Source organism: Belnapia mucosa (assembly GCF_016775475.1).
GTDB lineage: Bacteria > Pseudomonadota > Alphaproteobacteria > Acetobacterales > Acetobacteraceae > Belnapia > Belnapia mucosa.
The window spans coordinates 121,870-144,490 of the sequence record NZ_JAEUXJ010000004.1 but is presented as its reverse complement, the minus strand read 5'-3'; the positions used below and the strand labels follow the sequence as shown (position 1 = coordinate 144,490).

At 69.6% G+C, this 22,621-nt stretch carries 23 protein-coding genes; 10 read left to right on the top strand and 13 right to left on the bottom strand.

Annotated elements, in window-relative coordinates:
- The first annotated feature begins 5 nt into the window (after positions 1-5).
- Complete coding sequence (locus JMJ55_RS11550; RefSeq protein ID WP_236033640.1) at positions 6-260, top strand: type II toxin-antitoxin system Phd/YefM family antitoxin; 255 nt, start codon at positions 6-8, stop codon at positions 258-260.
- A complete protein-coding gene (locus tag JMJ55_RS11545) occupies positions 257-649 on the top strand; it encodes a type II toxin-antitoxin system VapC family toxin (protein WP_202825707.1) in 393 nt (130 codons plus the stop codon). Before JMJ55_RS11550 ends, JMJ55_RS11545 begins: the two co-directional genes overlap by 4 nt.
- Before the next feature lies 1 nt (position 650).
- On the opposite strand, the gene JMJ55_RS11540 is transcribed toward JMJ55_RS11545, so the two are convergent.
- From JMJ55_RS11540 to JMJ55_RS11530, 3 genes are all read right to left on the bottom strand, one after another.
- On the bottom strand, positions 651-887 hold the full coding sequence (locus JMJ55_RS11540) for a hypothetical protein (protein WP_202825706.1): 237 nt from the start codon (positions 885-887) through the stop codon (positions 651-653).
- A 20-nt stretch (positions 888-907) separates the two neighbouring features.
- Entirely contained in the window at positions 908-2,020 is a 1,113-nt protein-coding gene (locus JMJ55_RS11535; RefSeq protein ID WP_202825705.1) for an LLM class flavin-dependent oxidoreductase, read from the bottom strand.
- Between the two features lie 99 nt (positions 2,021-2,119).
- Positions 2,120-3,262, bottom strand: coding sequence for an iron-containing alcohol dehydrogenase (locus JMJ55_RS11530; RefSeq protein ID WP_202825704.1), 1,143 nt, complete (start codon positions 3,260-3,262; stop codon positions 2,120-2,122).
- Between the two features lie 202 nt (positions 3,263-3,464).
- On the opposite strand from JMJ55_RS11530, the gene JMJ55_RS11525 reads away from it, so the two are divergent.
- Entirely contained in the window at positions 3,465-3,635 is a 171-nt protein-coding gene (locus JMJ55_RS11525) for a hypothetical protein (protein ID WP_202825703.1), read from the top strand.
- Between the two features lie 77 nt (positions 3,636-3,712).
- Positions 3,713-4,468, top strand: coding sequence for an SDR family oxidoreductase (locus JMJ55_RS11520; protein ID WP_202825702.1), 756 nt, complete (start codon positions 3,713-3,715; stop codon positions 4,466-4,468).
- A gap of 147 nt (positions 4,469-4,615) precedes the next feature.
- Here the strand turns inward: JMJ55_RS11520 and JMJ55_RS11515 are convergent, their stop codons facing one another.
- From JMJ55_RS11515 to JMJ55_RS11505, 3 genes are all read right to left on the bottom strand, one after another.
- Entirely contained in the window at positions 4,616-4,900 is a 285-nt protein-coding gene (locus JMJ55_RS11515; RefSeq protein WP_202825701.1) for a hypothetical protein, read from the bottom strand.
- Between the two features lie 797 nt (positions 4,901-5,697).
- Positions 5,698-6,480 (bottom strand): SDR family NAD(P)-dependent oxidoreductase, encoded by a 783-nt coding sequence (locus tag JMJ55_RS11510; RefSeq protein WP_202825700.1) that lies wholly within the window; start codon positions 6,478-6,480, stop codon positions 5,698-5,700.
- A gap of 29 nt (positions 6,481-6,509) precedes the next feature.
- Positions 6,510-7,844, bottom strand: a complete 1,335-nt coding sequence (locus JMJ55_RS11505) for an aspartate aminotransferase family protein (RefSeq protein ID WP_202825699.1) — start codon at positions 7,842-7,844, stop codon at positions 6,510-6,512.
- A gap of 317 nt (positions 7,845-8,161) precedes the next feature.
- Between JMJ55_RS11505 and JMJ55_RS11500 the strand changes: the two genes are divergently transcribed.
- Genes JMJ55_RS11500 through JMJ55_RS11490 form a run of 3 tightly spaced genes read left to right on the top strand, consistent with a single transcriptional unit; the run spans position 8,162 to position 11,850 of the window.
- Positions 8,162-9,724 (top strand): peroxidase family protein, encoded by a 1,563-nt coding sequence (locus tag JMJ55_RS11500; protein ID WP_202825698.1) that lies wholly within the window; start codon positions 8,162-8,164, stop codon positions 9,722-9,724.
- A 60-nt stretch (positions 9,725-9,784) separates the two neighbouring features.
- Positions 9,785-11,293 carry a L,D-transpeptidase family protein gene (locus JMJ55_RS11495; protein WP_328702611.1) on the top strand — a complete coding sequence of 503 codons (1,509 nt, stop codon included), beginning with the start codon at positions 9,785-9,787 and terminating at the stop codon, positions 11,291-11,293.
- Entirely contained in the window at positions 11,293-11,850 is a 558-nt protein-coding gene (locus JMJ55_RS11490; RefSeq protein ID WP_202825696.1) for a DUF882 domain-containing protein, read from the top strand. The genes JMJ55_RS11495 and JMJ55_RS11490 overlap by 1 nt, the downstream gene beginning before the upstream one ends.
- Positions 11,851-11,913: 63 nt before the next feature.
- On the opposite strand, the gene mepA is transcribed toward JMJ55_RS11490, so the two are convergent.
- Positions 11,914-12,708 (bottom strand): penicillin-insensitive murein endopeptidase, encoded by a 795-nt coding sequence (mepA, locus tag JMJ55_RS11485; protein WP_268885300.1) that lies wholly within the window; start codon positions 12,706-12,708, stop codon positions 11,914-11,916.
- A gap of 26 nt (positions 12,709-12,734) precedes the next feature.
- Positions 12,735-13,298 (bottom strand): polysaccharide biosynthesis/export family protein, encoded by a 564-nt coding sequence (locus JMJ55_RS11480; protein WP_202825694.1) that lies wholly within the window; start codon positions 13,296-13,298, stop codon positions 12,735-12,737.
- Between the two features lie 260 nt (positions 13,299-13,558).
- Here JMJ55_RS11480 and JMJ55_RS11475 point away from each other — a divergent pair, with 260 nt between their 5' ends.
- The gene (locus JMJ55_RS11475; RefSeq protein ID WP_202825693.1) at positions 13,559-15,826 is read left to right on the top strand and encodes a GumC family protein; all 2,268 of its coding nucleotides are present in this window, start codon (positions 13,559-13,561) and stop codon (positions 15,824-15,826) included.
- Between the two features lie 10 nt (positions 15,827-15,836).
- Positions 15,837-16,832: a UDP-glucose 4-epimerase GalE gene (gene galE / locus JMJ55_RS11470; protein WP_202825692.1), complete on the top strand. Its 996-nt coding sequence runs from the start codon at positions 15,837-15,839 to the stop codon at positions 16,830-16,832.
- Here the strand turns inward: galE and JMJ55_RS11465 are convergent.
- The 3 genes from JMJ55_RS11465 to JMJ55_RS11455 form a co-directional block, all read right to left on the bottom strand.
- Positions 16,829-17,650, bottom strand: coding sequence for a helix-turn-helix transcriptional regulator (locus JMJ55_RS11465; RefSeq protein WP_202825691.1), 822 nt, complete (start codon positions 17,648-17,650; stop codon positions 16,829-16,831). The two genes, galE and JMJ55_RS11465, sit on opposite strands and share 4 nt — an antisense overlap.
- A 65-nt stretch (positions 17,651-17,715) precedes the next feature.
- The gene (locus tag JMJ55_RS11460; protein ID WP_202825690.1) at positions 17,716-18,771 is read right to left on the bottom strand and encodes an acyltransferase family protein; all 1,056 of its coding nucleotides are present in this window, start codon (positions 18,769-18,771) and stop codon (positions 17,716-17,718) included.
- A gap of 4 nt (positions 18,772-18,775) precedes the next feature.
- Positions 18,776-20,161: an O-antigen ligase family protein gene (locus JMJ55_RS11455; protein ID WP_202825689.1), complete on the bottom strand. Its 1,386-nt coding sequence runs from the start codon at positions 20,159-20,161 to the stop codon at positions 18,776-18,778.
- Positions 20,162-20,328: 167 nt separating this feature from the next.
- Between JMJ55_RS11455 and JMJ55_RS11450 the strand changes: the two genes are divergently transcribed.
- Positions 20,329-21,444 carry an acyltransferase family protein gene (locus JMJ55_RS11450; RefSeq protein ID WP_202825688.1) on the top strand — a complete coding sequence of 372 codons (1,116 nt, stop codon included), beginning with the start codon at positions 20,329-20,331 and terminating at the stop codon, positions 21,442-21,444.
- On the opposite strand, the gene JMJ55_RS11445 is transcribed toward JMJ55_RS11450, so the two are convergent.
- Complete coding sequence (locus tag JMJ55_RS11445; protein WP_202825687.1) at positions 21,427-22,338, bottom strand: cellulase family glycosylhydrolase; 912 nt, start codon at positions 22,336-22,338, stop codon at positions 21,427-21,429. The genes JMJ55_RS11450 and JMJ55_RS11445 overlap by 18 nt on opposite strands.
- A 2-nt stretch (positions 22,339-22,340) precedes the next feature.
- Positions 22,341-22,619, bottom strand: coding sequence for a hypothetical protein (locus JMJ55_RS11440; RefSeq protein ID WP_202825686.1), 279 nt, complete (start codon positions 22,617-22,619; stop codon positions 22,341-22,343).
- Positions 22,620-22,621: the final 2 nt, after the last annotated feature.

The window sequence follows — 22,621 nt, the reverse complement described above, 5'->3', positions numbered from 1 at the left end:
GGGCCATGATAAAGGCCGCTAGTCTCTACGATGCCAAGACGCACCTCTCCGCCCTGCTCTCCGATGTCGAGGCAGGGGACGAGGTGGTGATCACCCGGCATGGCAAGCCGGTCGCCCGGCTGGTGGCGGCCGAGCAGCCGGTGCGGCGAGAGCCAGGGGATTGGCGCAGCCTGCCTGCCTGGGCCGGCTTCACCTATGACCCGGCCGTCTTCGCCCCCCTCTCTGCCGAGGAAGCCGCGGCCGAGGGCTGGGAGGCTTGAACGAAGCCTTTCTGGCCGATGCCTGCGCGCTGATCATCTTCCACGCCGATGCCGGGCGCGGCATGAGCGCCAAGGCCATGGCGGCAATGCGCGGCGGCGATGTGGCAGTCAGCGCCATCACCATCTGGGAGATCACGAAGAAGGTCTCGGCCGGACGGCTGGCGCCCTTGCCGCTCGGGCCGCAAGGCAGCTTCACCAGCTGGCTGCGGCATCATGGCTACCGGCTGCTGCCGATCGAGCCGGACATGGCGGAACGGGCCAATGCCTTGCCGCCGCACCATGCGGATCCGATGGACCGGATGCTGATTGCCGCCGCAGAACTCAGCGGGCGGCGCATCATCACCTGCGACCGCGCCTTCGCCGCCTATAACGTGCCGGTGCTGTGGTAGCTCAGTAGCGCAGGCGCTCCGCCGGCGTCGTCATGTAGCCCTGGCGGCGGACATAGATGCTGCCCTCGCTGGTGACGGCGCCGGTCGCCATGTTGCGCTCGGTATTGCCGATCACCGTATCGGGCTGGCCGGAATACTCGCCGCCGGCCTGCAGCCCGCCGGGGCCGCAGGCGGCCAGCGCGAGGGTGAGGAGCAGGGCGGCAGCCAGATGCGCGTTCATGTGCAGGACATGGCTCACCGCCCTGGCTCCTGCAAGCGCTACTGCGCTGCGAGGGCCGGCGTGGCCGCTGCCGGAGTGAGATGCGCGACCTTAGGCAGCACCTCTTCCTGCAACAGCCGGAGCGAGTTGCGCCAAGCGGCCGGGTTCTCCAGATAGTCGAAGCCGAAGACCAAGAGCTGGCCGAAGCCGCCGACCTCTTCGTAGATCTGCTCCAGCCGCTCGGCGACCGTCTTCGGCGAGCCGACCAGCCAATTGCGCCGGGCGCAGTAGTCCACGGTGACGTCGCTGTCCGGCACCTCGGGGCTGTGCTTCAGATAGTCCTTGAAGCCGAATTGGGCGAGCAGCGGCAGGAAGTATTCGCCCATCATCCGCCCCATCATGGAGCCGACCGAGAGCCGCCAGGCTTCCTCATCAGTGTCGGCGACGAAGACCTCGCGCACCAGGCGCCAGTCGCGCCGGCTCGGCGTGCGGCCGGATTTGCGGGCTCCGGCCTCGACGCTGTCCCAATGGCTGGTGACATAGCCGGGGTTGAGGTTGAGGCTCATCGGCAGGAAGCCATGCTCGCCGGCCATCTTCAGCGTGTCGGAATTCTTGGAAAGCCCGGCGACGCCGATCGGCGGATGCGGCGCCTGCAACGGCTTGATATGCGGCTTGAGGAAGCCGAACATCGTGTCGGGCTTGTCGACCTTCCAATACTTGCCGTCGTAGTGGAAGGGACCGTCCGAACTCCAGAGCTTCAGGATAATGTCGAGTGCCTCGCGCGTCATCTCGCGGTTGGCGCCCGACATGCCATCGACATTGAACATCGCCCAGTCGCTCGGCAGGCCGCTGGCGGCGATGCCGAAATTCAGCCGGCCACCGGAGAGATGGTCGAGCATGGCAACGCGGTTCGCCAGCTCCGCCGGGTGATGGTAGGGCAGCAGGAAGCCGCCCGGGCCGATGCGCAGCCGCGTGGTCTCCTTCAGCGATTGCGCGATCAGGAGGTCGGGCGCCGGATGCGGCTCCCAGGGTGCGGTATGGTGCTCGCCGATCCAGGCTTCGGAGAAGCCCAGCTCGTCGAGCCAGCGCAGCACCTGGAGATCGAAGTCATGCCCTTCCTTCAGCCCGCGCTCCGGCGGGTGAGACGGCATCATGAAATAGCCGAATTCCATGGCGTCCTCCTCCTGTCCGGCTTGGCGCCGGTTGTGGCGGATGCTGGCGCCTCGCGCAGGCATGGCGCAAGCAGGAACCGCACAAGGAACCGTGAGCGTCTAGACCATTAGTCTGAGGATTGCCTCCAGATCCGCTGCCCCGTTGACCTTCCGCGGGTTGCTGGCGATGGGTGGGCTGCCATCCCATTTCGCGGCGAGGGCCGGAATCTCCTCGAGGCCGATGCCGACCTCGGCCAGCGTCGTCGGCAGGCCGAGCCCGCGGATGAAGCCGCGCAGCGCCTCGGATGCCGTGCCGCCGCCGAGGATCCTGGCGACCACCGCCTGCTGCTCGGCATTCACCGGCTCATTCCATTGCATCACCGCCGGCAGGCCGAGGCAGGAGGTGATGCCATGCGGCACGCCCTTGGCACCGCCAAGGATATAGCCGATGCCATGGCTCGCCCCGACCGGCACGCCGGCCCAGCCGCCCATCACCGACAGCCACATCGCCTGCTGCGCCGCGCCGCGTGCCGCGAGGTCGCCGGCATCGCGCTGGATGGTCGGCAGCGCCACCGCCAGCATCTCCAGCGCTTGGCGGGAGACGGCATCGGAGAAGGGCGCGCGCTGATTGGCGCAAAGCCGCTCCGCCGCATGATCGACCGCGCGGATGCCGGAGGAGAGCAGCAGCTCGGCCGGCGTCTCCAGCGTCGCCGCAGGGTCGAGCACCACGGCGATCGGCACCTGCATCGGATGCAGGGCCCGGTATTTCCGCCCGGCCACGAGATCGGTGAAGCCGGCATTGGGCGCGAATTCGGCGGCCGAGAGGGTGGTCGGCACGGCGACGATGCGCGGCAGCAGCCCCGGCTCGTCCCACCGTGCCGCATCCGTGCCGCGCGAGACGGCGCTGCCGACCAGCGCCGCGCCATCGGCGAGGCCGCGCCAGACCGCGAAGCAGGCCGTCTTCGATCCATCGATGACGCTGCCGCCACCGAGTGCGGCGATACGATCCGCCCGCGTCTCCCGCAGCAGGGCGGCGAGCGCCAGCACATCCTCGACCGGGGAATGCGCCCGCATGGCGGAGAACTCGCCGACGAGCCTGTCCCCGATCGCGCTGCGCGTCGCCTCGGCGATGCGGCTGCGGGTGAGGGAGCGGGTTGTCGCCAGCACCACCCGCTGGCAATCCGCGAGCTCGGCCGGCAGGGCCTCCGCCACCGGCAAGCCGTGGCGAACGCGCTGCTGCGCCGGCCAGGCGTGAAGATTCATGCCCATCTGTCCCGTCCCCTCATGCTGCGCTGCGCCGGGGCTTCGGCCACCCCAGGCCTTGGCGGGAGGATGCGCGGATCGGCCGCGCCTGGCCAGCGCAGCCGGATCGATACCCTGGCACCCGATGGAACCAAATCGTTTACACGTCTGGCGCTTTGGTCCATGGTCGACGGATCATCAACCATTCGGTAGGGGTTGCGCGATGGCGACACGTACCGTGCGGGACGACATGAAGCCCGACGCCGTGGTGATCCGGCAGATCCGGACGGCGAAACCGGAAGAAGGCAAGGCGAAGGGGGAGGTGATGCACCTGCTCCGCGCCCTGTTGCTGGTGGTGGCGGCGACCGCGGTCTTCGGCTGGCTGGTGACCTGACTGCCGGCCTGCGATGGGGTGACAGCATCGCGGCCTCGGCGCAGGCTGCGCCGTTCCCCTCGCCGCCGGAGAGTCCGATGACCATCGAGTCCCGTCCCGTTCTCCTCGTCACCGGTGGCGGCCGCGGTATCGGCGCGGCGGTGGTCCGTCTGGCGGCGCAGGGCCATGACCTGCTTTTTACCTATCGCAGCGACGCGGCCCGCGCCGAGGCCACCGCCGAGGCGGCACGTGCCGCCGGCGCCCGTGCCGTCGCCCTGCAGGCCGATATCGCCGACCCTGCCGGACGCGCCGCATGCTTCGCCATGCTCGACCGCGAATTCGGCCGGCTCGACGGGCTGGTGAACAATGCCGGGATCACCGGCCCGACCGGAAGGCTGGACGAGACCGCGGACGAGGTCTGGGAGGTGGTGCTCCGGACCAATGTCATCGGCACCATCGCCTGCTGCCGCGAGGCGATCCGCCGCATGTCCACCCGGCATGGCGGCAAGGGCGGGGCCATCGTCAATGTCTCGTCCCGCGCCTCGACGCTCGGCGGGGGCGGGGAGTGGGTGCATTACGCCGCCAGCAAGGGCGCGGTGGATACGCTGACCATCGGCCTGTCGCGTGAGCTGGCGACCGAGGGCATCCGGGTGAATGCCGTCAATCCTGGCCTGATCGACACCGAACTGCATGCCGCGGCCGGGTTGCCGGACCGGGTGACTCGGCTCGCCCCCGGCGTGCCGATGCAGCGCGGCGGCAGCGCGGAGGAGGTGGCGGAGGCGGTGCTCTGGTTGCTCTCGGACGCCGCCCGGTATGTCACCGGGGCGCTGCTGCCGGTGAGCGGTGGCCGCTAGAGCGCTTTCCGTTCGCCTGGCTCACGGAAGCCGCTCTAGCTTCATTGTCTGAGCCTATTTGAGAATGCCGCTACGCCGCAAGATCCTGCGCTTGCTGGCGTGGCGACACCTCTGCCAATGGGGATTTATCCCATTCTCAATCGGCTCTCATACGTGCCCCCAGGCATAATCCTGGATAATGCCGTTATTCAGCATTGAGAGGTTTTTCCCGCCACTGACTTCGCTGATTCCGAAGCTCTGGTCTTGCTCCCAGTCACAATGCTTATGCTTCCGGGTTAAGCGGGTAATGGCCGCAACGTCAGGGTAAGTAGTAGTGCCGTCCGTCGTGATCCGATTGGCAAAATCAACGGCGGCTGCAAATGTAGGAAAATGCCGCTCCCGAGGGGTGCCCATCCACTCCACCATATAACTGACCACAAATCGCTCGTGCATACCTGTGCTCCAGCCCGCTTATTTCCACGAGGACAATCACTGGGGAGATACGCAGCGAATTCAGTTTGGTTCGGGCCACGAACGAGTAAGTGAAGTGGGGCTGATTGCTGCCGGGAGCGGTGGGGTGTGCCCCGGAGCCATTCTGCCAAAAGAGTCCGACTTTTGGATCCACCCGGTGGCGGTGTGTTGCCACCGGGCGGCATTCCTGTCGCTACCGCAGTCCGAAAAACGACAGAACGGCCACTACGACGACCACCAGTCCAACAATGTAGATGATGTTGTTCATGCTACTCTCCGCTTAATGAAACCAAGTGCGCTCCAAAGGCAGCGCACACCACGGCGGACCTTTAACGGGTCATCCGATCAACACCGCGGTCAATGCTACGACCGGTACGTTCGGCAGGGCCGTCGCGCTGGCATCCAGCCAACAGCAGGAGCGGAACAAATAGGAGGAGCATCAGACGAACAGTTTGGCGCATTTCGAATCCCTTCCTGCGGGGCTGTTGTTAGCCCTGCCGTTTGCATGCAGGCTAATTTCGGCCCTCCAGACAACGCATCTAGTTCGCTTCTGCGAATGTATGGGGCCAACTATGACGCGATTGGGATCAAGTCGGAACTGTAGGCTTAGTTCTTTGCAGCAACTTCGCCGAATGGTGTGGCTGAGAGTGGATTCGCATTGGCCTAGACTGGACGCGTTAGTCGCGCCGCTCTTCAGGCCGGCCAGAGAATCCTGAGTGAGCTTGATGAGGCGTGTCGGGAACGAAGACCTGCATCGTCCGGGTGCGAGGAGTGTTCGGTCAGACGTGCTGGCCGCCATTGATGTGGATCTCGGCGCCGTTCACGTAGGAGGACGCGTCGGAGCAGAGGAAGTAGATCGCCTTCGCCACCTCGGCCGGCTTGCCGAGCCGGCGCATCGGGATCTGCTCCTCGACGATCTTCTCCGTCCCGGGTGAGAGGATCGAGGTATCGATCTCCCCGGGCGAGATCGCGTTCACCCGGATGCCGAAAGGCCCGAAGTCATGCGCCATCTCCCGCGTCAGCGACATCAGCGCCGCCTTCGAGGTCGCATAGGCCGCGCCGGCGAAGGGATGCACCTTGCTGCCCGCGATGCTGGTGACGTTCACCACCGCCCCACGGGTCTTCTTCAACTCCTCCAGCAGGCCGCGGGCCAGCATGATCGAGGAGAAGAAATTCACCTGGAACACCCATTTCCAGTCATCGATGGCGGTATCGATCGTCCCGAGCCGCGCCCCGCCCGGGCCCTTGGGCGAGATGCCGGCATTGTTCACCAGCGCATCCAACCGCCCCTCATCCGGGATCAGCCGCTCGCGGATCTCCTCGATTGCCCGCACGGTATCGGCGGCATCGGAGAGATCGGCCTGGATATGATCCTCCGGCCCCATCTCCCAGGGGCATTCCTCGGGAAAGGGCTGGCGGGAGACGGTGATGACCCGCCAGCCGGCGGCGGAGAAGACCTTCACCGTGGCATGGCCGATCCCGCGCGAGGCGCCGGTCAGCAGCATCACGCGCCGCGCCTGGTTGGGCGCGCGGCGAGCCGCGGCGGGGACGGAATGCGGCATGGATGGGCTCTCCTGGGCGAGGGGCGAAGCTACGCCGCCCCGCCCGCTTCGGCCAGCAGCGGTTGCCGCGCCGCAGCGAACTCCTCGACCGCGGCGACGTAACGGGCGCAGTCCGCCTCCGTCACCGGCAGGCTGAGCGCCGCCATCCCGCGCCGGGCGAGGTAGATGCCCATCCCCAGCATGTCGAAGAAGAACAGCTCCCGCAGCTTGTTCTCCGCCTCGGTCGCGGCATAGGGCCCGGTGATCGGGCCGCGGCGGAAATGCACGTTCAGCATCGAGCCATGGCCGGTGAACTGCATCGGCACCCCGGCGCAGGCCGCATTCAGCGCCGTCCGCAGCGCCTCGCCCCGGGCAAAGAGCGCCTCGGCGGTCGGGCTGTCGAAGATCTCGCCCATGGCGACGCAGCCGGCGGCCATGGACCAGACATTGTTGTTGAAGGTCCCGGCATGCGGCAGCGTGCCCGGCCGGTGGCCGTCGAAGACGGACATGATATCGGCCCGGCCGCCGAAGGCGCCGAAGCTCATCCCGCCGGCCATGTATTTGCCGAGGGTGGTCATGTCGGGGATCACCCCCAGCCTTTCCTGCAAGCCGCCGCGGCCGTGCCGGCTGGTCATGACCTCGTCGAAGATCAGCACCGCGCCGGTTTGCCGGGTCGCGTCCCGCAGGGCCTGGAGGAATTCCCGGCTCGCCGGGATGCAGCCGCCGGAGCCGAGCATCGGCTCCACCAGCACCGCCGCCAGCTCCTCGCCCTCGGCCAGGATGTCGCGCATCGCCGCCTCGGGGTCGTTGTAGTCGGTGAAGGCCAGCGGGATCGGGACGTTGACCGGGTTCCGCTCGCTGGCGAAGGTCAGCACGCCGCCGTGGTAGCCGCCGCGCATGACCATGGTCTTCACCCGGCCGGTGAAGCCGCGCGCCGCGGCGAGGGCCATGAGATTGGCCTCGGTCCCGCTATTGGTGAAGCGCACCAGCTCGATCGAGGGAAAGCGGCCGACGATCAGCCCGGCCAGCCGCGCCTCCGCCTCGCCGACCGAGGCGAGGTTGATGCCCCGCTCCAGCGCGCCCCGCACCGCATCCAGGATGCGCTGTTCGGAATGGCCGAACAGCCCGGCGGTGTATTCGCCGAGCAGGTCCAGATATTCGTGCCCATCGGCATCCCAGAGCCGGCAGCCCTCGCCGCGGACCATGGCGGTGGGGAAGGGGGTGTAGAACAGCACGCTGCGGGTATTGCCGCCGGGCAGCAACTCCCGGGCGCGGGCATGGATCTCGGCGCTGCGCGGCCGGGCCGCGGCATAGGCGGCATGCGCCTCGGCCAACGCCGCATCGAGGTCGCTGTTGCGGAGCGGGGCGTGGTCGAGCGGGCTCATCGGGATCTCCACCGGCGGGCGATAGGGGAAGAGGCTCGCCCCGGGCAGGGGCAGGCGTCAACGCCCACCATGTCCCAAATAGACCTTTTGCAAAGTGGTCCATGTCCTCTTGCCGGAGTCGTGGGCTTGGCCCGACACCCCTCCGCCTCGGGGTTGAGGAAACGTATACGATTACGTGAGGAACCTGTCCGCCGGATTGACCCGGGTTTCTATCAAGTTCAAGCGAACTGGACTTGGCCGACCGTCGGCGTTCTGGCCCGCCGCCCGTCAAGCGCCCCCCCGCGCTGGCCGCCCCTCAGAAAAACGAGGAAGCGCCTATGTTATACAGAACCTTCAACGGCTCGCTCGAGAGCCTGCCCGAGAGCACGGTCAACGTCACCAATACTCCTTTCCTGCGCATCGCCCCCGCCCATTACGCAGACGACCAACGCGGTCTCGTGGACGGGCCCAACCCGCGCGTGATCAGCAACATCGTCGTCGGCGAAGGCAATGCGCTGGAGGAGAACCCGCAGGGCTTCTCGGGCATGATGTATGCCTGGGGTCAGTTCATCGACCACGACATCAACCTGACGGCCGATGCCCGCACCGGCGCACGGATCGACATTACGGTCCCTGCCGATGACACGCGGCTGCTGCCGGGCAGCATCATCCCGATGAGCCGCGCCGATGCCGATGCCTCCGGCCAGCCGGTGAATGCGGTCACCGGCTGGATCGACGCCTCGATGGTCTATGGCTCGACGATCCAGCTGACGGAGCGGCTGCGCACGCCGGACGGCCATATGCGGACCTCGGAGGGCAACAACCTCCCGCTGGCTCCGATCGACCCGACCGGGGAGAATACCCAAACCAATGAAGGCGGCCTGCCGGGCCATCTCGCGGGCGATGGGCGGGCGGATGAGAACCCCTCGCTGACCGCCCTGCAGACCCTTTTCGTCCGCGAGCACAATTGGCAGGTGGACCGGCTGCATGCGGCCGATCCGAGCCTGACCGGCAACGAGCTCTTCGACCAGGCCCGCGCCATCGTCACGGCCGAGATCGAGCACATCACCTATGCCGAGTTCCTGCCGCATCTCCTCGGCAGCCTCGCCCCGGGCGAGTATGACGGCTACGATCCCTCGGTCGATCCGCGCATGGCCATCGAATTCGCCGGCGCCGCCTATCGCTTCGGCCACTCCATCGTCTCGCCGCGCACCGAGAGGCTGGACGAATTCGGCAATCCCTCCGGCGAGATCCTGCTGCGCGACACCTTCTTCCTCTCGCCCGAGGCCTTCGCCGAGGATGGCGGCGCGGACGGGTTCCTGCGGCATCTCGCGGCGGATTTGTCGCAGTCGCTCGATGTGCGGATCGTGGATGACCTGCGGAATTTCCTGTTCGACCCGCCGGTCGGCCTCGACCTCGCCGCCATCAACATCCAGCGCGGCCGCGACCTTGGCCTGCCGACGCTGAACGGGATGCGGGAAGCGCTGCATCTCGACCCCTATACCGAGTTCGGCCAGATCACCGACGACCAGGGCACGGTGGATGCGCTGCGCCAGGTCTATAGCTCGGTCGATGCGATCGATCTCTGGACCGGGGGTCTGGCGGAGCGGACCATGCCGGGCGCTTTCATCGGCGAGACCTTCGGCCTGATCATCGCCGACCAGTTCACGCGGAGCCGGGACGGCGATCCGCTCTGGTATGAGAACCAGGGCTTCGATGCTGCGACGCTGGAGGAGATCCAGCACACCAGCCTCGCCGACATCATCCTCCGCAACACGGATACGCAACATCTGCAGGACGACGTTTTCGTCTTCTACGAGCGCCGTGCCGCGGATGCCGAGCCGCAGGACCCGGATTCGCCGCAGCTCATCATCACCCCGGAGGACACGGTCCTGGCCTGAAGCGGGGCCGGCGTCACGAAGCCGTGGCGCGAAGGGGGCGGGGGATGTATGCACCAGGGCGTGCGTGCGATCCTCTCCCTCGTCGGTTTCCTCGCCCTTGTCCCGGTGCTGCCGGGCCAGGCTCGCCCGGCCCCGCAGGTCCGCTATGCCCAGGCCCTGCCGGGGCAGGAGGCGCTGTTGCGCCTCGCGGACCGGCTGCGCCGGCTGGATGAGGACGGGCTCGACCCCCGTGCCTATGGCATCCCGCCCGACTCTCAATCCCGTGCCGACCCGGCTGGGTGGCAGGCGGCGCTGCTGCGCGCTTCGCTGGCGGCACTGACCGACCTGCTGCATGGCCGGGTGGTGGAATTGCCGAACCGGCCCGACATCCGCCGCGACACCGCCGCGGTGCCGCTCGGCCCCTGGCTGGCCGAATTGCAGGCGGCGCCGGAGCCGGCCACGGTCATCGACCGCGCCGCCCTGCTGCCGCCCGAGGCCCCGGCCTTGAAGCGGGCCCTGGCCCTCGCCCGGGCCCGGGTGGCTGCCGGCGGCTTCCCGCCAGTGCCGAGCGCCGGGCCGGATACGCTGGAGCCGGGCATGGCCGATCCGCGGGTGCCGCTGCTCCGCGCCCGCCTCGCCTTCACCGACCCGCAGGTGCCGCGCAGCGGCGACGACACCTATGATGATGCGCTGGTCGCCGCGGTCCGCCGCTTCCAGGCGGCCGAGGGGCTGGAGGCGGATGGCCGGATCGGCCGCATCACCTTCGCCGCGCTGAACCGCCCGGCCGAGATCGCGGTCCGCCAGCTGCGCGTCGCGCTCGACATGCGCCGTGCCGCCGCCGCGCCGCCGGCCGAGCGGCATATCGAGGTGAATGTCCCGCATCAGCGCCTCACGCTGGAGGAAGGCGGCCGGACCCTGCTCGACATGGCCGTCATCGTCGGCAAGCCGGCCCGCGCCACGCCCATGCTGCGGGTCCGGCTGAATGCGGTGCAGTTCAACCCGCAATGGGGCGTGCCGGAGCGCAACGCGCGGGAGGACCTGCTGCCGCGCTTCCGCCGCGACCCGCGCGCCATGATGGAGAAGGGCTTCCGGGTCTATTCCTGGGTCGATGGCCAGCGGGTGGAGATCGACCCCACCACCATCGACTGGGCCAGCGTGAACCCGCAGCGCTTCCCCTATGTCGTCCGGCAGGATGCGGGGGAGATCAATGCCCTCGGCCGTATCAAGTTCATCATGCCGAATACCGAGGACATCTATATGCACGACACCCCCGACCGGCACCTGTTCCGCCGGCCGGACCGCGCCTTCTCCTCCGGCTGCATCCGGCTGGAGCGGCCGATGGAGCTGCTGGACGCGGTCCTCCAGGGCGTGCCGGGCTGGGACCGGGCACGGGCCGACCGGGTGCTGGCCAGTCGGGTGACCACCGGAGTCGCCCTGCCGCATTCCATCCCGGTGCGGCTGCACTACACGACGGCGGTGGTGGAGCGCGGCGAGGTGCGGTTGCGGCCCGACCTCTATGGCCTCGACGAGGCTTATGCCCGCGCCATGGATAGTGGCCGGACGCGAGTCGCCAGCGCCGGGCCGCGCTGATGCTCGGCTGCCCCTGCTGCGATTCGGCCGGACGCCGCAGCCTGCTGCGCGGCGCGCTCGGCCTCGGCCTGGCCTGCGCCGCGGCGCCCGCGCCGGCGCAGATCCTGGGCGGCGCGCCGCGGCGAATCGCCATCCAGCGGCTGCAGACCGGCGAGAGCTTCGACGGCATCTACTGGCAGGATGGCCGCTACGACCGGGAGGCCTTGCAGCAGCTCGACTGGGTGCTGCGCGACCCCTCCATGGAGGAGGCGACGCCGATGGATCCGCGTCTCTTCGACGTGCTGGCCGCCGTGGCCCAGCGGATGGAGGCGAGCGAGGGCTATGAGGTCGTCAGCGGCTACCGGGCGCCGGAGACCAATGCCGCCCGCGCCCGCGAATCCCGCCGGGTCTCCCGCGCCAGCCTGCATATGTCGGGCATGGCAGCGGATGTGCGTCTGATCGGGCGGGAGAGCATGGGCATGGCCCGGCTGGCGGCGGAGATGCAGATCGGTGGGGTCGGCCTCTACCGGCGCGACGGCTTCGTGCATCTCGATTGCGGGCCGGCGCGGCGCTGGTAGCGGATCGCGGAGGGATGTCATCGTCCCGGAGCGTGAATCCGCGCCAGGAACGCTTCATTTCAGTCAGGGTGCGCTGAGGACCCCGGCGCAGGCCGCCGGCAGGCGGGGAGGGGGGCCGGGCGGACGCGGCGTGGGATGCCGCGCTTCGGGCGTGAGCCACCAGTCGAGGGTCGCGTCGCAGCCATCCCCGGGCGGGGGCGGCGCCTGGTCGCGGCAATCCGCCTGGCCGGCAGGGCAGCGCAGCCGCACATGCATATGGCTGTCATGGCCGCGCCAGGGCCGCACCAGCCGCAGCCAGGGCGCCCCGGGCGCGATCCGGCAGAGCTCCCGCTTGATGGCATGGTTGACCAGTACGCGGTCCACCCCCGGCTGCTCGGCGACGAGGCGGATCAGCGCCGCATGGCGTGGCCGCCAGACCCGTGGGTCCACCCCGCTCTCATCCGGCAGCACCAGGGAGGCGACATCGATCGTCTCCCGCGCCGCCGGCGGCAGCGGCGGCTTGGGCGAGAGGTCGAGCCAGATATCGGCATCCAGCCCCACCTGATGGCTGGCATGGCCATAGGGCATCGGCCCGCCGCGCGGCTGGCCGAGATCGCCGATCCAGAGATCGGCGAAGCCCTGCGCCCGCGCCTCGCCGGCCAGGCGTTCGAGGGTGCGGATCAGCGCCGGATGGCCCCAGTGGCGGTTGCGCGAGACCCGCACCGCCTGCCAGCCAGGACCGTCCAGCGGCAGCGGCACCGCTCCGGCGATGCAGCCGAGCCCGGTGCCGCCGATGATATGCGCCGGCCCGGCCAGCGGCATCTTGGCCGCGGCCCAGGCCGAAGCGGGCTGCGCCGCCGCGGGACCCGCGGCAAGCAGCAGCCCGGCCAGCAGCAGGCCCCGCCTCAGAACCGCCGCTCGAAGACGGTGACGGCGTCGCCGGGCTGCACCAGCGAATCCCGCTTCGCGCGGTATTCCTGCGCCCGGCCGTTCGGCCCGACCCGGGTGATCGAGACGTAGTCCTGGATGGCGCGGTAGTTGAAGCCGCCGGCGACAGCCACGGCATTGAGCACGGTCATGCCCGGCTGATAGGGGAACTGCCCGCCGCGTTCCACCATGCCAAGCACGAAGACCGGGCGGTAGGTCAGCACCTGCACGGCGGCGGAGGGATCGCGGAACAGGTTCTTCTCGCGCATCTCGCGCTCGACCGCGCGCTCGATCTCGGTGGTGCTGAGGCCGGCGGCGCGTACGGTGCCGATCAGGGGCAGCGCGATGGTGCCGGCATCCGAGACGCGGAAATCGCCGGTCAGTCGCGGGTCGTTGAAGACGGTGACGCGGAGCTGGTCCTCCGGTCCGATGCGGTACGACGATGCCGTCGCTTCCGGCAGCGGCGGCAGGTTGGCGCCAGGCGTGGAGCAGGCGGCGACGCCGGCCAGCAGGGAGAGGCAGAGCACGCGGCGGAGAAGCATCGTCCGGTTTTCCTTTTCCGTGGACGGGCAGGGACAAACGCGATCAGGCGAGGCGCTGACCTCAATCCCCGATCGTCATTCCATCCTCTGCCATGCACTGCGCCGTTGGCACATTCGCGTTTCCTTGCGCGGCTGGTTCATCACGCTGATGTTTGCCCATGCCCGCGTTGTTCGCCAGCCCGTTGATTGACCCGCCTCGCGCAGCACGCGTATTGCCGGAGCTCTCCGCAGCCTTTGCCGCGAAGGAAGACGAATTCCGCATGCTCGACAGACCGGTAGAATCGCGGCCTCCCTCCGACCGCAAGCCGCAACTCCGCGCCCCGGCGCCCGTCGCGGCTCCGATCGAGCCCGAGGGCATGACGGTAACGGCGCTCCTGGCGGCCCTCCGCCGCAGGCGCTTCGTCCTTGTGCTCTGCGCGCTGCTCTTCCCCATAGCAGCCTATATCGCGGCGAAGCAGCTCACGCCACGCTATACCGCCTCGGCGACACTGATGTTCGAGCCGACGGACTACGCGGCGCGGGAGCTGCAGAGCATCCTGCGCGACGAGACGACGACGGATGCGGTGCTGGCCAGCCAGGCCGACATCATCCGCAGCCTGCCCGTCGCCCGCCGCATCGTCCGCCAGTTCGACCTCACGAACCGTGAGGAATTCGCCTGGTGGGTGGCCGAGGCGAAGCGGCCCGAGACTCTGAAATACCGCTGGCTCGACGCGATCGCGCGCCGTGTCGCCACGCTCTCGCCGAGCCTGGCCGACATGATCGCGCCGGAAGCGCCGGTGCCGCGGCCGGCCGACGACAAGGCCGAGACCGCCGCCGCGGAAGCGGTGCGCGATCACATGCTTGTCACCGTGCTGCGCAACTCCCGCGTGCTGACCGTGCAGTTCACCTCGGAGGATCCGCAGCTCGCCACCGATGCGGCGAACCTCGCTTCCGAACTTTATATTTCCGACCAGCTCGAGGCGAAGTTCAACGCGGTGCGGCGGGCGAATGAGTGGCTCGATGGCCGCGTCGCCCAGCTCCGCAAGGAATTGCAGACGACCGAGAGCCGGATCGCCGAGCTGCGGAGCCAGTCCGGCCTGGTGCGCGGCGTCAGCGCCGGCCTGGCCACCGAGCAGGTCAGCAAGATCAACACCGACCTGATCGAGGCCCGCAACCTGCTGGCGACGGCGGAAGCACGGCTGAATGCGGCGAAGAGCGGCGGCGGCGGTGCCGACCTCACCGCGCTCGGCGCCTCCAACCTCACCGCCTCCCGCGCCGCCCGCGACGATGCGAGGCGCGAGCTGGAGCGGCTGCAGGCAACGCTCGGCCCGAACCACCCGGATGTCCGCGCCGCGCGGTCCCGGCTGGCCGAGACCGAGCGGGCGGTGGGCGGCGAGACCGGCCGCGTGGTCCAGGCGCTGGACTCCGAGGCGCGTGCCGCCCGGGCCCGCGTCGTCAGCCTGGAATCCGCGCTGAAGACTCAGGAAGGCCGGCTCAACCAGAGCCAGGGCGCCGAGATCCAGGTCGCGGCACTGGAGCGTGACGCGGAGGCGGCCCGCAGCCTGCTCCGCGCGGTGCTCGAGCGTTCGCAGCAGACCGTCTCGCAGACCGCGATCGAGAAGCCGGATGCGCGCATCCTCTCGGCCTCCACCGTCCCGGTGATCCCGAGCTTCCCGAAGGTCTCGCTCTTCGTGATGGCGGCGACGATCCTCGGCGTGCTCTTCGGCCTGCTGGTGATCTGGTTCCTCGAACAGGCCGACAGCACCATCCGCTCGGGCGAGGAGGTTCGGGCGGCGCTCGGCCTGCCCTGCCTGGCGCTGGTGCCGATGCTGAAGCGCGGCCTGCTCGGCCGGCACAAGGTCGAGGACTATGTGGTCCGCAAGCCGCTCAGCCCCTTCTCCGAGAGCATGCGCACGCTCCGTGCCGCGCTCTGGCTGGGGACCGAGCCGCCGCGGGTGGTGGTGATCACCGCCGCCCGGCCGGGCGAAGGCAAGACCACCACCTCCGTCGCGCTCGCCCGTTCGGCGGCGATGAACGGGGAGCGGGTGCTGCTGATCGACTGCGACGTGCGCCAGCCGGCGCTCGGCCGGGTCTTCCGGTGCGAAGGCGCCCCGGGCGTCACCGATCTGCTGCTCGGCCAGGCGCTGCTGGAGCGGATCATCCGCCGCGACCATCTCTCCAGCCTCGACTACATCCCGGCCGGCGCGGCCGAGATCCACTCGCTCGGCCTCTTCATGTCGGAGGCGATGGCAGGGTTGCTCGACCGGGTGCGGCGCGACTACGACCTCATCATCCTCGACGCCCCGCCGGCCCTGGCGATGGCGGATGCGCGGGTGGTGGCGCGCCTCGCTGATGCCACACTCCTCTGCGTAAGGTGGCGTGACACACCGCGCTCGGTGGTGCGCAACTCCCTCGGCCTGCTGGAGGAAGCGCATGCCCGCGTGGTCGGCGCCGCGCTGACGCAGGTGGATGCCAAGGTGCATGGCCGGTCTGGCTATGCCGATGCCGAGGTCTACCATCCGCGCTATGGCGGTTACTTCCGGGAGTAAGAGGACGCGGATGGGCGGTCGGTATCTGGTCACCGGTGGCGCCGGCTATGTCGGCAGCCACATCGTGAAGACCCTGGTCGAGCGCGGCGACGATGTCGTCGTGCTCGACGATCTTCGGCAGGGGCACCGGGCCGCCGTGCCGCCCTCGGCCGAGCTGGTGGTGGCCGAGATCGGCGACCGCCGCCGCCTGGGCGAGGTCTTCGCCGCCTGGCGGTTCGATGCGGTCTTCCACTTCGCCGCCCTCTCGCTGGTCGGCGAATCCATGCGCGATCCGTTGCGCTACTGCTCGGAGAACCTCTCCAACAGCCTCGCCGTCGCCGATGCGGCGGTGAAGGCCGGCTGCCTCCGCTTCGTCCTTTCCTCGACCGCCGCGCTCTTCGGCTTCCCGAAGAGCATCCCGATCGATGAAACAGCGGAGATTGCACCGGTCTCGGCCTATGGCGAGAGCAAGCTGATGGTCGAGCGGGCGCTGGCCTGGGCCGACCAGGTCCATGGGCTCCGCTCCGCCGCGCTGCGCTATTTCAACGCCGCCGGCGCCGATCCCTCGGGCGCGATCGGCGAGGATCATGAGCCGGAGACGCATCTCATCCCGCTGGCGATCGGCGCCGCGCTCGGCACAAGGCCGCCGCTGACGGTCTTCGGCACCGACTACCCGACCGATGATGGCACCTGCATCCGCGACTATGTCCATGTGATGGATCTGGCGGATGCGCATCTCCGCGTGCTGGATCGGCTGGAGCAGGGGAGCTGCCGCTTCAATATCGGCAACGGCACCGGCTATTCGGTGAAGCAGGTGATCGACAGCGTGGAGCGGATCGGCGGCCGGCCGGTGCCGCATAGCTTCGGCCCGCGCCGGGCCGGCGATCCGGCGGTGCTGGTCGCCTCCTCCGCCCGGCTGCGCGAGGAAACCGGCTGGGCGCCGCGCTTCGCCGCGCTGGACGATATCGTCCGCACCGCCTGGGCCTGGCATGCGGCGCATCCGAAGGGCTTCGGGGATCGGGGCTAGGCGGCTAGCTGCGCCAGCCGCTCGGCCGTCGCCGCATCGGCCGGGTAGAAGGCCTCGATCGCCAGTTCCGACAGCGTGACCTCGACCGGCGAGCCGAAGACGGTCGTGGTGGAGATCAGCGAGAGTTGCCCCGCCGCGCTCTCCAGCTCGAGCGGCACTAGGATGCCGCCGGGCGGATGCTGCGATGGGGCCGCCTGCGCCCCCGCTGGCAGGTCATAGGCGGCCAACTCGGCCAGCAAGGCGGCAAGGACCGGGTCGGCACTGGCGTCGCATTGCCGGCGCAGCCGCTCCAGCAGATGCGCCCGCCATTCGCCGAGATTGGCGATGCGCGGCGCCAGGCCCCGCGGATGCAGCGCCAGGCGCATAACATTCACCGGCGGCGCCAGCAGCCCCGGATCATCGATGCCGGCCAGCAGCGGCCGGAGCGCGTCATTCGCCGCCACCAGCTGCCAATGCCGGTCCACTGCCAGCGCCGGATGCGGCGCATGCGCGCGCAGGATCGCCTCCACCGCCCGGCGTGCCGCGCCCATATCGGCATCCTCCAGCCCGCGTTCGGCGTAGCGGGGTGCATAGCCGGCCGCGAGCAGCAGCGCGTTGCGCTCGCGCAGCGGCACCTCGAGCTGTTCGGCCAGGCGCAGCACCATCTCGCGGCTCGGCGCGGCGCGGCCGCTTTCGACGAAGGAGAGATGCCGCTGGGACACCTCCGCATCGAGGGCGAGGTCGAGCTGGCTGCGGCGCCGGCGCTGCCGCCAGGCACGCAGCAGCGCGCCGACCGGAGTGCCGGGAGCCGGGGCGATGGGGGCAAGGGAGCTGGCCATGGGCGGAGGCTAGCCCTGCCGGGGCCGCCGCCCAATAACCTCGGAGGTCATCGCCGCGCCGCGGCTCAATCGGTCAGGCGGTCCACCACCGCGATCCGCCGCAATACCAGCCGCTTCACCAGCATCGGCAGGGCGACCCCCGCCACCATCGCCACCGTGACATGCAGCGGGAACCAGCCCGCGGTCCAGCCGATGCCGGCCAGGATCAGCGCCGCCTTGGCTGCGCCGATCGCCAGGGTGTTGAACAGGTAGATCGCCATCGAATAGCGGCCGAGCACCAGCGGCCATTCCCAGCGCGAGACCGGCGGCAGCCGCATCGCGCCATGCAGCGCCGGGATGCAGAGCAGGCCACAGAGCACCATCGCGCCCCGCATGCCGAGGATTCCCCAATCGCCGAGCCAGTCGGCCTCGGCCAGCGCCAGCGCCGCGGCGAAGATCAGCCACCAGAGGCCCTGCCAGCGCTCGAAGACAGGCAACAGCCGCCCCTCGCGCTCGGCGACCCAGACACCGGCAGCGAAGTAGAGGAAGTGGGAGGCGAAGCGATCGAGATAGGCGATGGCCGGCACCTCCGGCAGCTGCAGCAGCAGGCCGAGCGCCACCAGCCCCGTCCCGCGCAGGCCGAGTCGCGCCAGGCCGAGCCCCATCATGGTGCAGAGGAAAAGGACGAGGAGGTACCAGACCGAGGTCGCCGGGCTGTGGCTGGTGGTCCAGAACAGGTCGCGCAGCCCGCCCAGCAGCCCCTCCGGCGGGTTGTCGACATGGGCGAAGTGCAGCGCCAGCAGCTTGGCCGAGAGGATCACCAGGCCGATGGCGAAGAAGGGCAGCAGCAGCCGTTCCGCCCGCTGCCGGCCCACCAGCCTGGCCGGCTTCCCCAGCACGCCCGACAGCACCACCACCGTACCGCTGAGATAGAGGAAGAAAGGCATGTGGAAACGGTAGATGGCGTAGCGCACCGGTTCGTACCACTCGACGCCGGGCGGCACGGTCTGCGCCACCACATGGCCGAAGACGACCAGCAGGATGGCGATGCCGCGCGCCCGGTCGAGGTCGAGCCGGCGCGGCCGGGACGGGCGGGGTGGCTGCAGCGCCAGCCCGGCCTCGGCGATAGCTTGATCGGGCATAGGGCTAGCCGACCCCGACGGCGCGCCGATGTCGGTGATGGTGGCGTCCCCGCTCGGCACTGGCCTGCGGCACCATCTTCGCCTCCACCCGGGCGCGGGCCAGGACGGCGGCGAAGAAGACGAACATGATGACCGAGGTGGTGGCGATCAGCGTGTTGTCGAAGCCGCTATGCACCAGCCAGCCGACCAGGCCGGCGCGTAGGATCAGCCGCTCCCCGGGCGCGATCCGCCGCGTGCCCACCCAGACCCAGAGAATGAGCGAGATGAAGATCAGCGCGCAGCCGAAGATGCCGCCATCGACCGAGAGGCGGAGATATTCGTTATGGGCGGCGGTCGAACCGAGCAGCTTGATCAACGGATCATCTGGATTGACCAGCAGCTTGCCGGCGCCGAGCCCATAGCCGAAGAGCGGCCGCGCCTGGATCGCATCGATGAAGTAGGGCCACATCAGGTCGCGGCCGGAGGTATCGGCGCCCTGGTTCATGAAGCGCTGCAAGGCGAAGGCGATCACCGGCGAGAGCACCAGCATCCCCAGCACGCCGCCGCCCATCGCCAGATCCACCTTGCGCTTCAGCGGGAAGGTCTTGCGGTCCGAGAGCAGGAAGACGGCGAGGACGAAAATGATGACGGCGCCGAGCGGCGCCCGCGCCTGGGTCGCCAGCAGCACCGCGAGGTCGAGCGCCCCGATGATGAGCCAGGTGAGGCGGAAGCCGCGCAGATATTCGGTGGTGGCGGCGAAGATGGCGGTGCTGCAGAAGCCGGCGAGGAAGGGCGCGGTATGCATGCCCTGGAAGCGGCCCAGCGTGTCGAAGGCGGGGTAGAGGCCGGCGACGGTCGTCAGTAGGCTCACGCCCGCGCTGATCAGCGGCACGAAGGCGGTGCCGCGGATGATCAGCGTCCAGGTCCGCCGCGGCGCGAGCGCGAAGGCCAGCACGAAGGGCGCCGTCGAGCCGACGAAGCTGCGGATCATCTCGGCATTGCTGACGATGCGGCCGATCGGCAGGATCACGATGCTGAGTGTGGCGATGATGGTATAGGCTAGGAAGGGCCAGTTCACCGCATCGGAGATGCCGTAGCGGATGGCCAGCAGCCCGGCGAGCGCGAAGGGCACCACCTTCACCAGCGCCGCGCCCAGCGTCGCCGTCGCGCCACCGCTGCCCGAGAGCATGCCGCCATCGAGCTGGATGTCTAGCCCGACGCCATAGGTGACGATCAGCAGCGCCACCATGGCCGGCGGATACTGATACATCGCCAGCGCGCCCAGCGTGCCGACCAGCAGCGGCAGCGAGAGCAGCAGATAATTCGGCTGCCACAGGGCGAAGAGCAGCATCCCCACCGCCCCGAGCAGGGCGATCAGGACCTGGGCGAGCGGCGAGGTGAGGTTCGTCATGCCCGACGGTTGTCCCATGTCGCCCGCGGCATCGCCAATCAGGCTTGTGTCAGCTTGCAGCCCGCCCCGGGCCTTACCCGAAAGCGTGACCGCCGGGGGGGATGCGCCGGCGACGCATCCTGTGGCAGCGATAGGCTTGATATTTCTCGCGCGGAGGTTCGGTACCCATGCAGGCGGCACAGGGCGGCAACCAGGTGGGCGGGCATGGCGGGGCGCCGCGTGACGCGGCGCTGACGCGGCTCCGCTTCTTCCTGATCGGCTGGGTGATCATCTATCACCTCGACCTGTCCTTGCATGTGTCGGAGGTGCTGCCGCCGCTCGCGCCGCTGTTCCGTCACGGTTATCTCGGCGTGGACGGATTCTTCCTGCTCTCGGGCTTCGCGCTCTGGCTCGGCTATGGGGCGCGGCCGCCGCGCGGCTTTTCGGGGGCGGTGCAATTCCTCCGCCGCCGCTTCGCCAAGATCTGGCCGCTGCATGCCCTGGCATTGCTGGCGCTGGCGCTGCTGGTCGGCCTTGCCATCGCCGCCGGCGCCACCATCCGCGAGCCGGAGCGCTTCGCGCCGCGCGAATTCCTGCTGCAACTGTTCATGGTGAATGCCTGGGAGACGACGGACCGGCATGCCTGGAACTACCCATCCTGGGCGCTCTCGGTCGAATGGGCGGGCTATCTCGCCTTCCCGCTGCTGGTGCTGGCGGTCGGGCGGCTGCCCCGGGTGCTGCTGCCGGCGCTGCCGCTCGCCGGGCTGCTCGGCCTCGTCCTGATGTCGGGCTGGGATGAGACGATCGGGCTGAACTACACGCTGGATTTCGGGCTGCTGCGCTTCGCCCTCGAATTCCTCACCGGCCTCGGCATCGGCCGGCTGGCGAGTGGGGGGATGCTGCCGCGGCCGTTGCTGGCGGTGCTGCTGATCGGCCTGCCGCTCGGACTCTGGTTCGCGCAGGATGCGGCGGTGGTGCTGGCGCTGGCGGCGCTGATCCCGCTGCTGCACCGGCCGGAGGCTGCCCCGGCGACCGGCCGGCCGGACCTGCTGCTGCGGCTCGGCGAGGCTTCCTTCGGGGTCTATCTCTGCTGGGTCTTCATCGAGACGGGGCTGGTCGGCCTGCAGCGGGTGATGCAGCCGGGGCCGGGCGGGCGCGTGGCGCTGATGCTGGTGGGTTTCCTCGCCAGCCTCGTCGCGGGCTGGCTGGCCTGGCGCTTCGTCGAGGTGCCGGTGCAGCGCTGGCTGCTGCGCCGGGGCGCCGGCCGTCCGGTGGCGTCGGGCGCGCTACCCGCGCGGCAATAGGCCGGGGCGGGGGCTGGGGCGGTCATCCTCCTGGATGCGCCACCAGCTTCCGTGGCTGTAGGACCATAACGTCGCCGGCAGGCCGAGCCGGCGCAGCACCGGCAGGCTCTGCGCCAGGTCGGCGGCCCAGGCGGCGCGGTCCGTCTCATGACCCACGGCGCCGCCCAGCTCGCTGACCAGCACCGGCATCCGGTGGCGGTCGCGCCAAGCGGCGACGGCGCCGAAACGCTCCTCCACCGCTGTCGTATCGCCGCCGACATAGTCATGCATTTCGGCGACCGTGGCGGGATCGGCGGGCGGGCGAAGCTGGATCAGCGACCGCCAGCTGCACCATTCATGGCCGCCCCACATCAGCAGGTGGCGAGGCGCGGCACGGCGCATCTCCCCCAGCAGCCGGTCGCGCATCGGCAGCCAGCTGGCGGCATCGTCGAAGACCGGCTCGTTCAGAGCGGCCAGCACCACCATGCCGGGGTCGGTGCGCCCCGCGAAGAAGCGCGCGCGCTCCCGCAGGGCAGCCCAGTCCCGCTCGCCCCAGGGTTCATTCTGGTGGAAGAAATCGGCCATGCCGAGCAGCACCGGCAGGCCGGCACCCACCGCATCCTGGACCGCGTCGAGGAACAGGCCCGGGATCTCGGTGCCGGAGCCGGTCTTGGCGACCTCGGGCAGGAACATCCGCACATGGTCGAAGCCAGCGGCGCGGAAGTCCCGCCACCAGCCGGCGCCGAGCCGGCGCGGCTGGTTGTCGCGGCTGATCGGATACCAGCGTTCCAGATTGGCGCCGAGCCGGAGGCCGGCGAGCCGGCGCCGGATCGGCGCAACATCCGGGGCGGCCGCGGCCGGGCCCGCCAGGGCGCCGGCCAGCGGCAGGGCCAGTAGGCCCCGACGACCAGGCATCCTCAGCCGAAGCGGAAGGAGCCGGGGACGCTCTGGGCGGCGGTGGGGGTGGCCGCCGGGGCCGCCGCCTGTTGCTCCTTCACCCGGTTCTCCACCTGCTTCAACAGGTTGAGCAGGCTGTTGGCGAAGGAGGGAAGCTGCACCAGCGGCACTGCGAGCTGGCCGCAGGGCACCGGCTTCCCGTCCGGCCCGGTCTGCGCCAGCGTCAGCCGGACCACCCCATGGGTGACGCTGGCGTCGGCGATGCCATCGGCGAGAATGGTCAGGCGGTTGTCGCTCATGG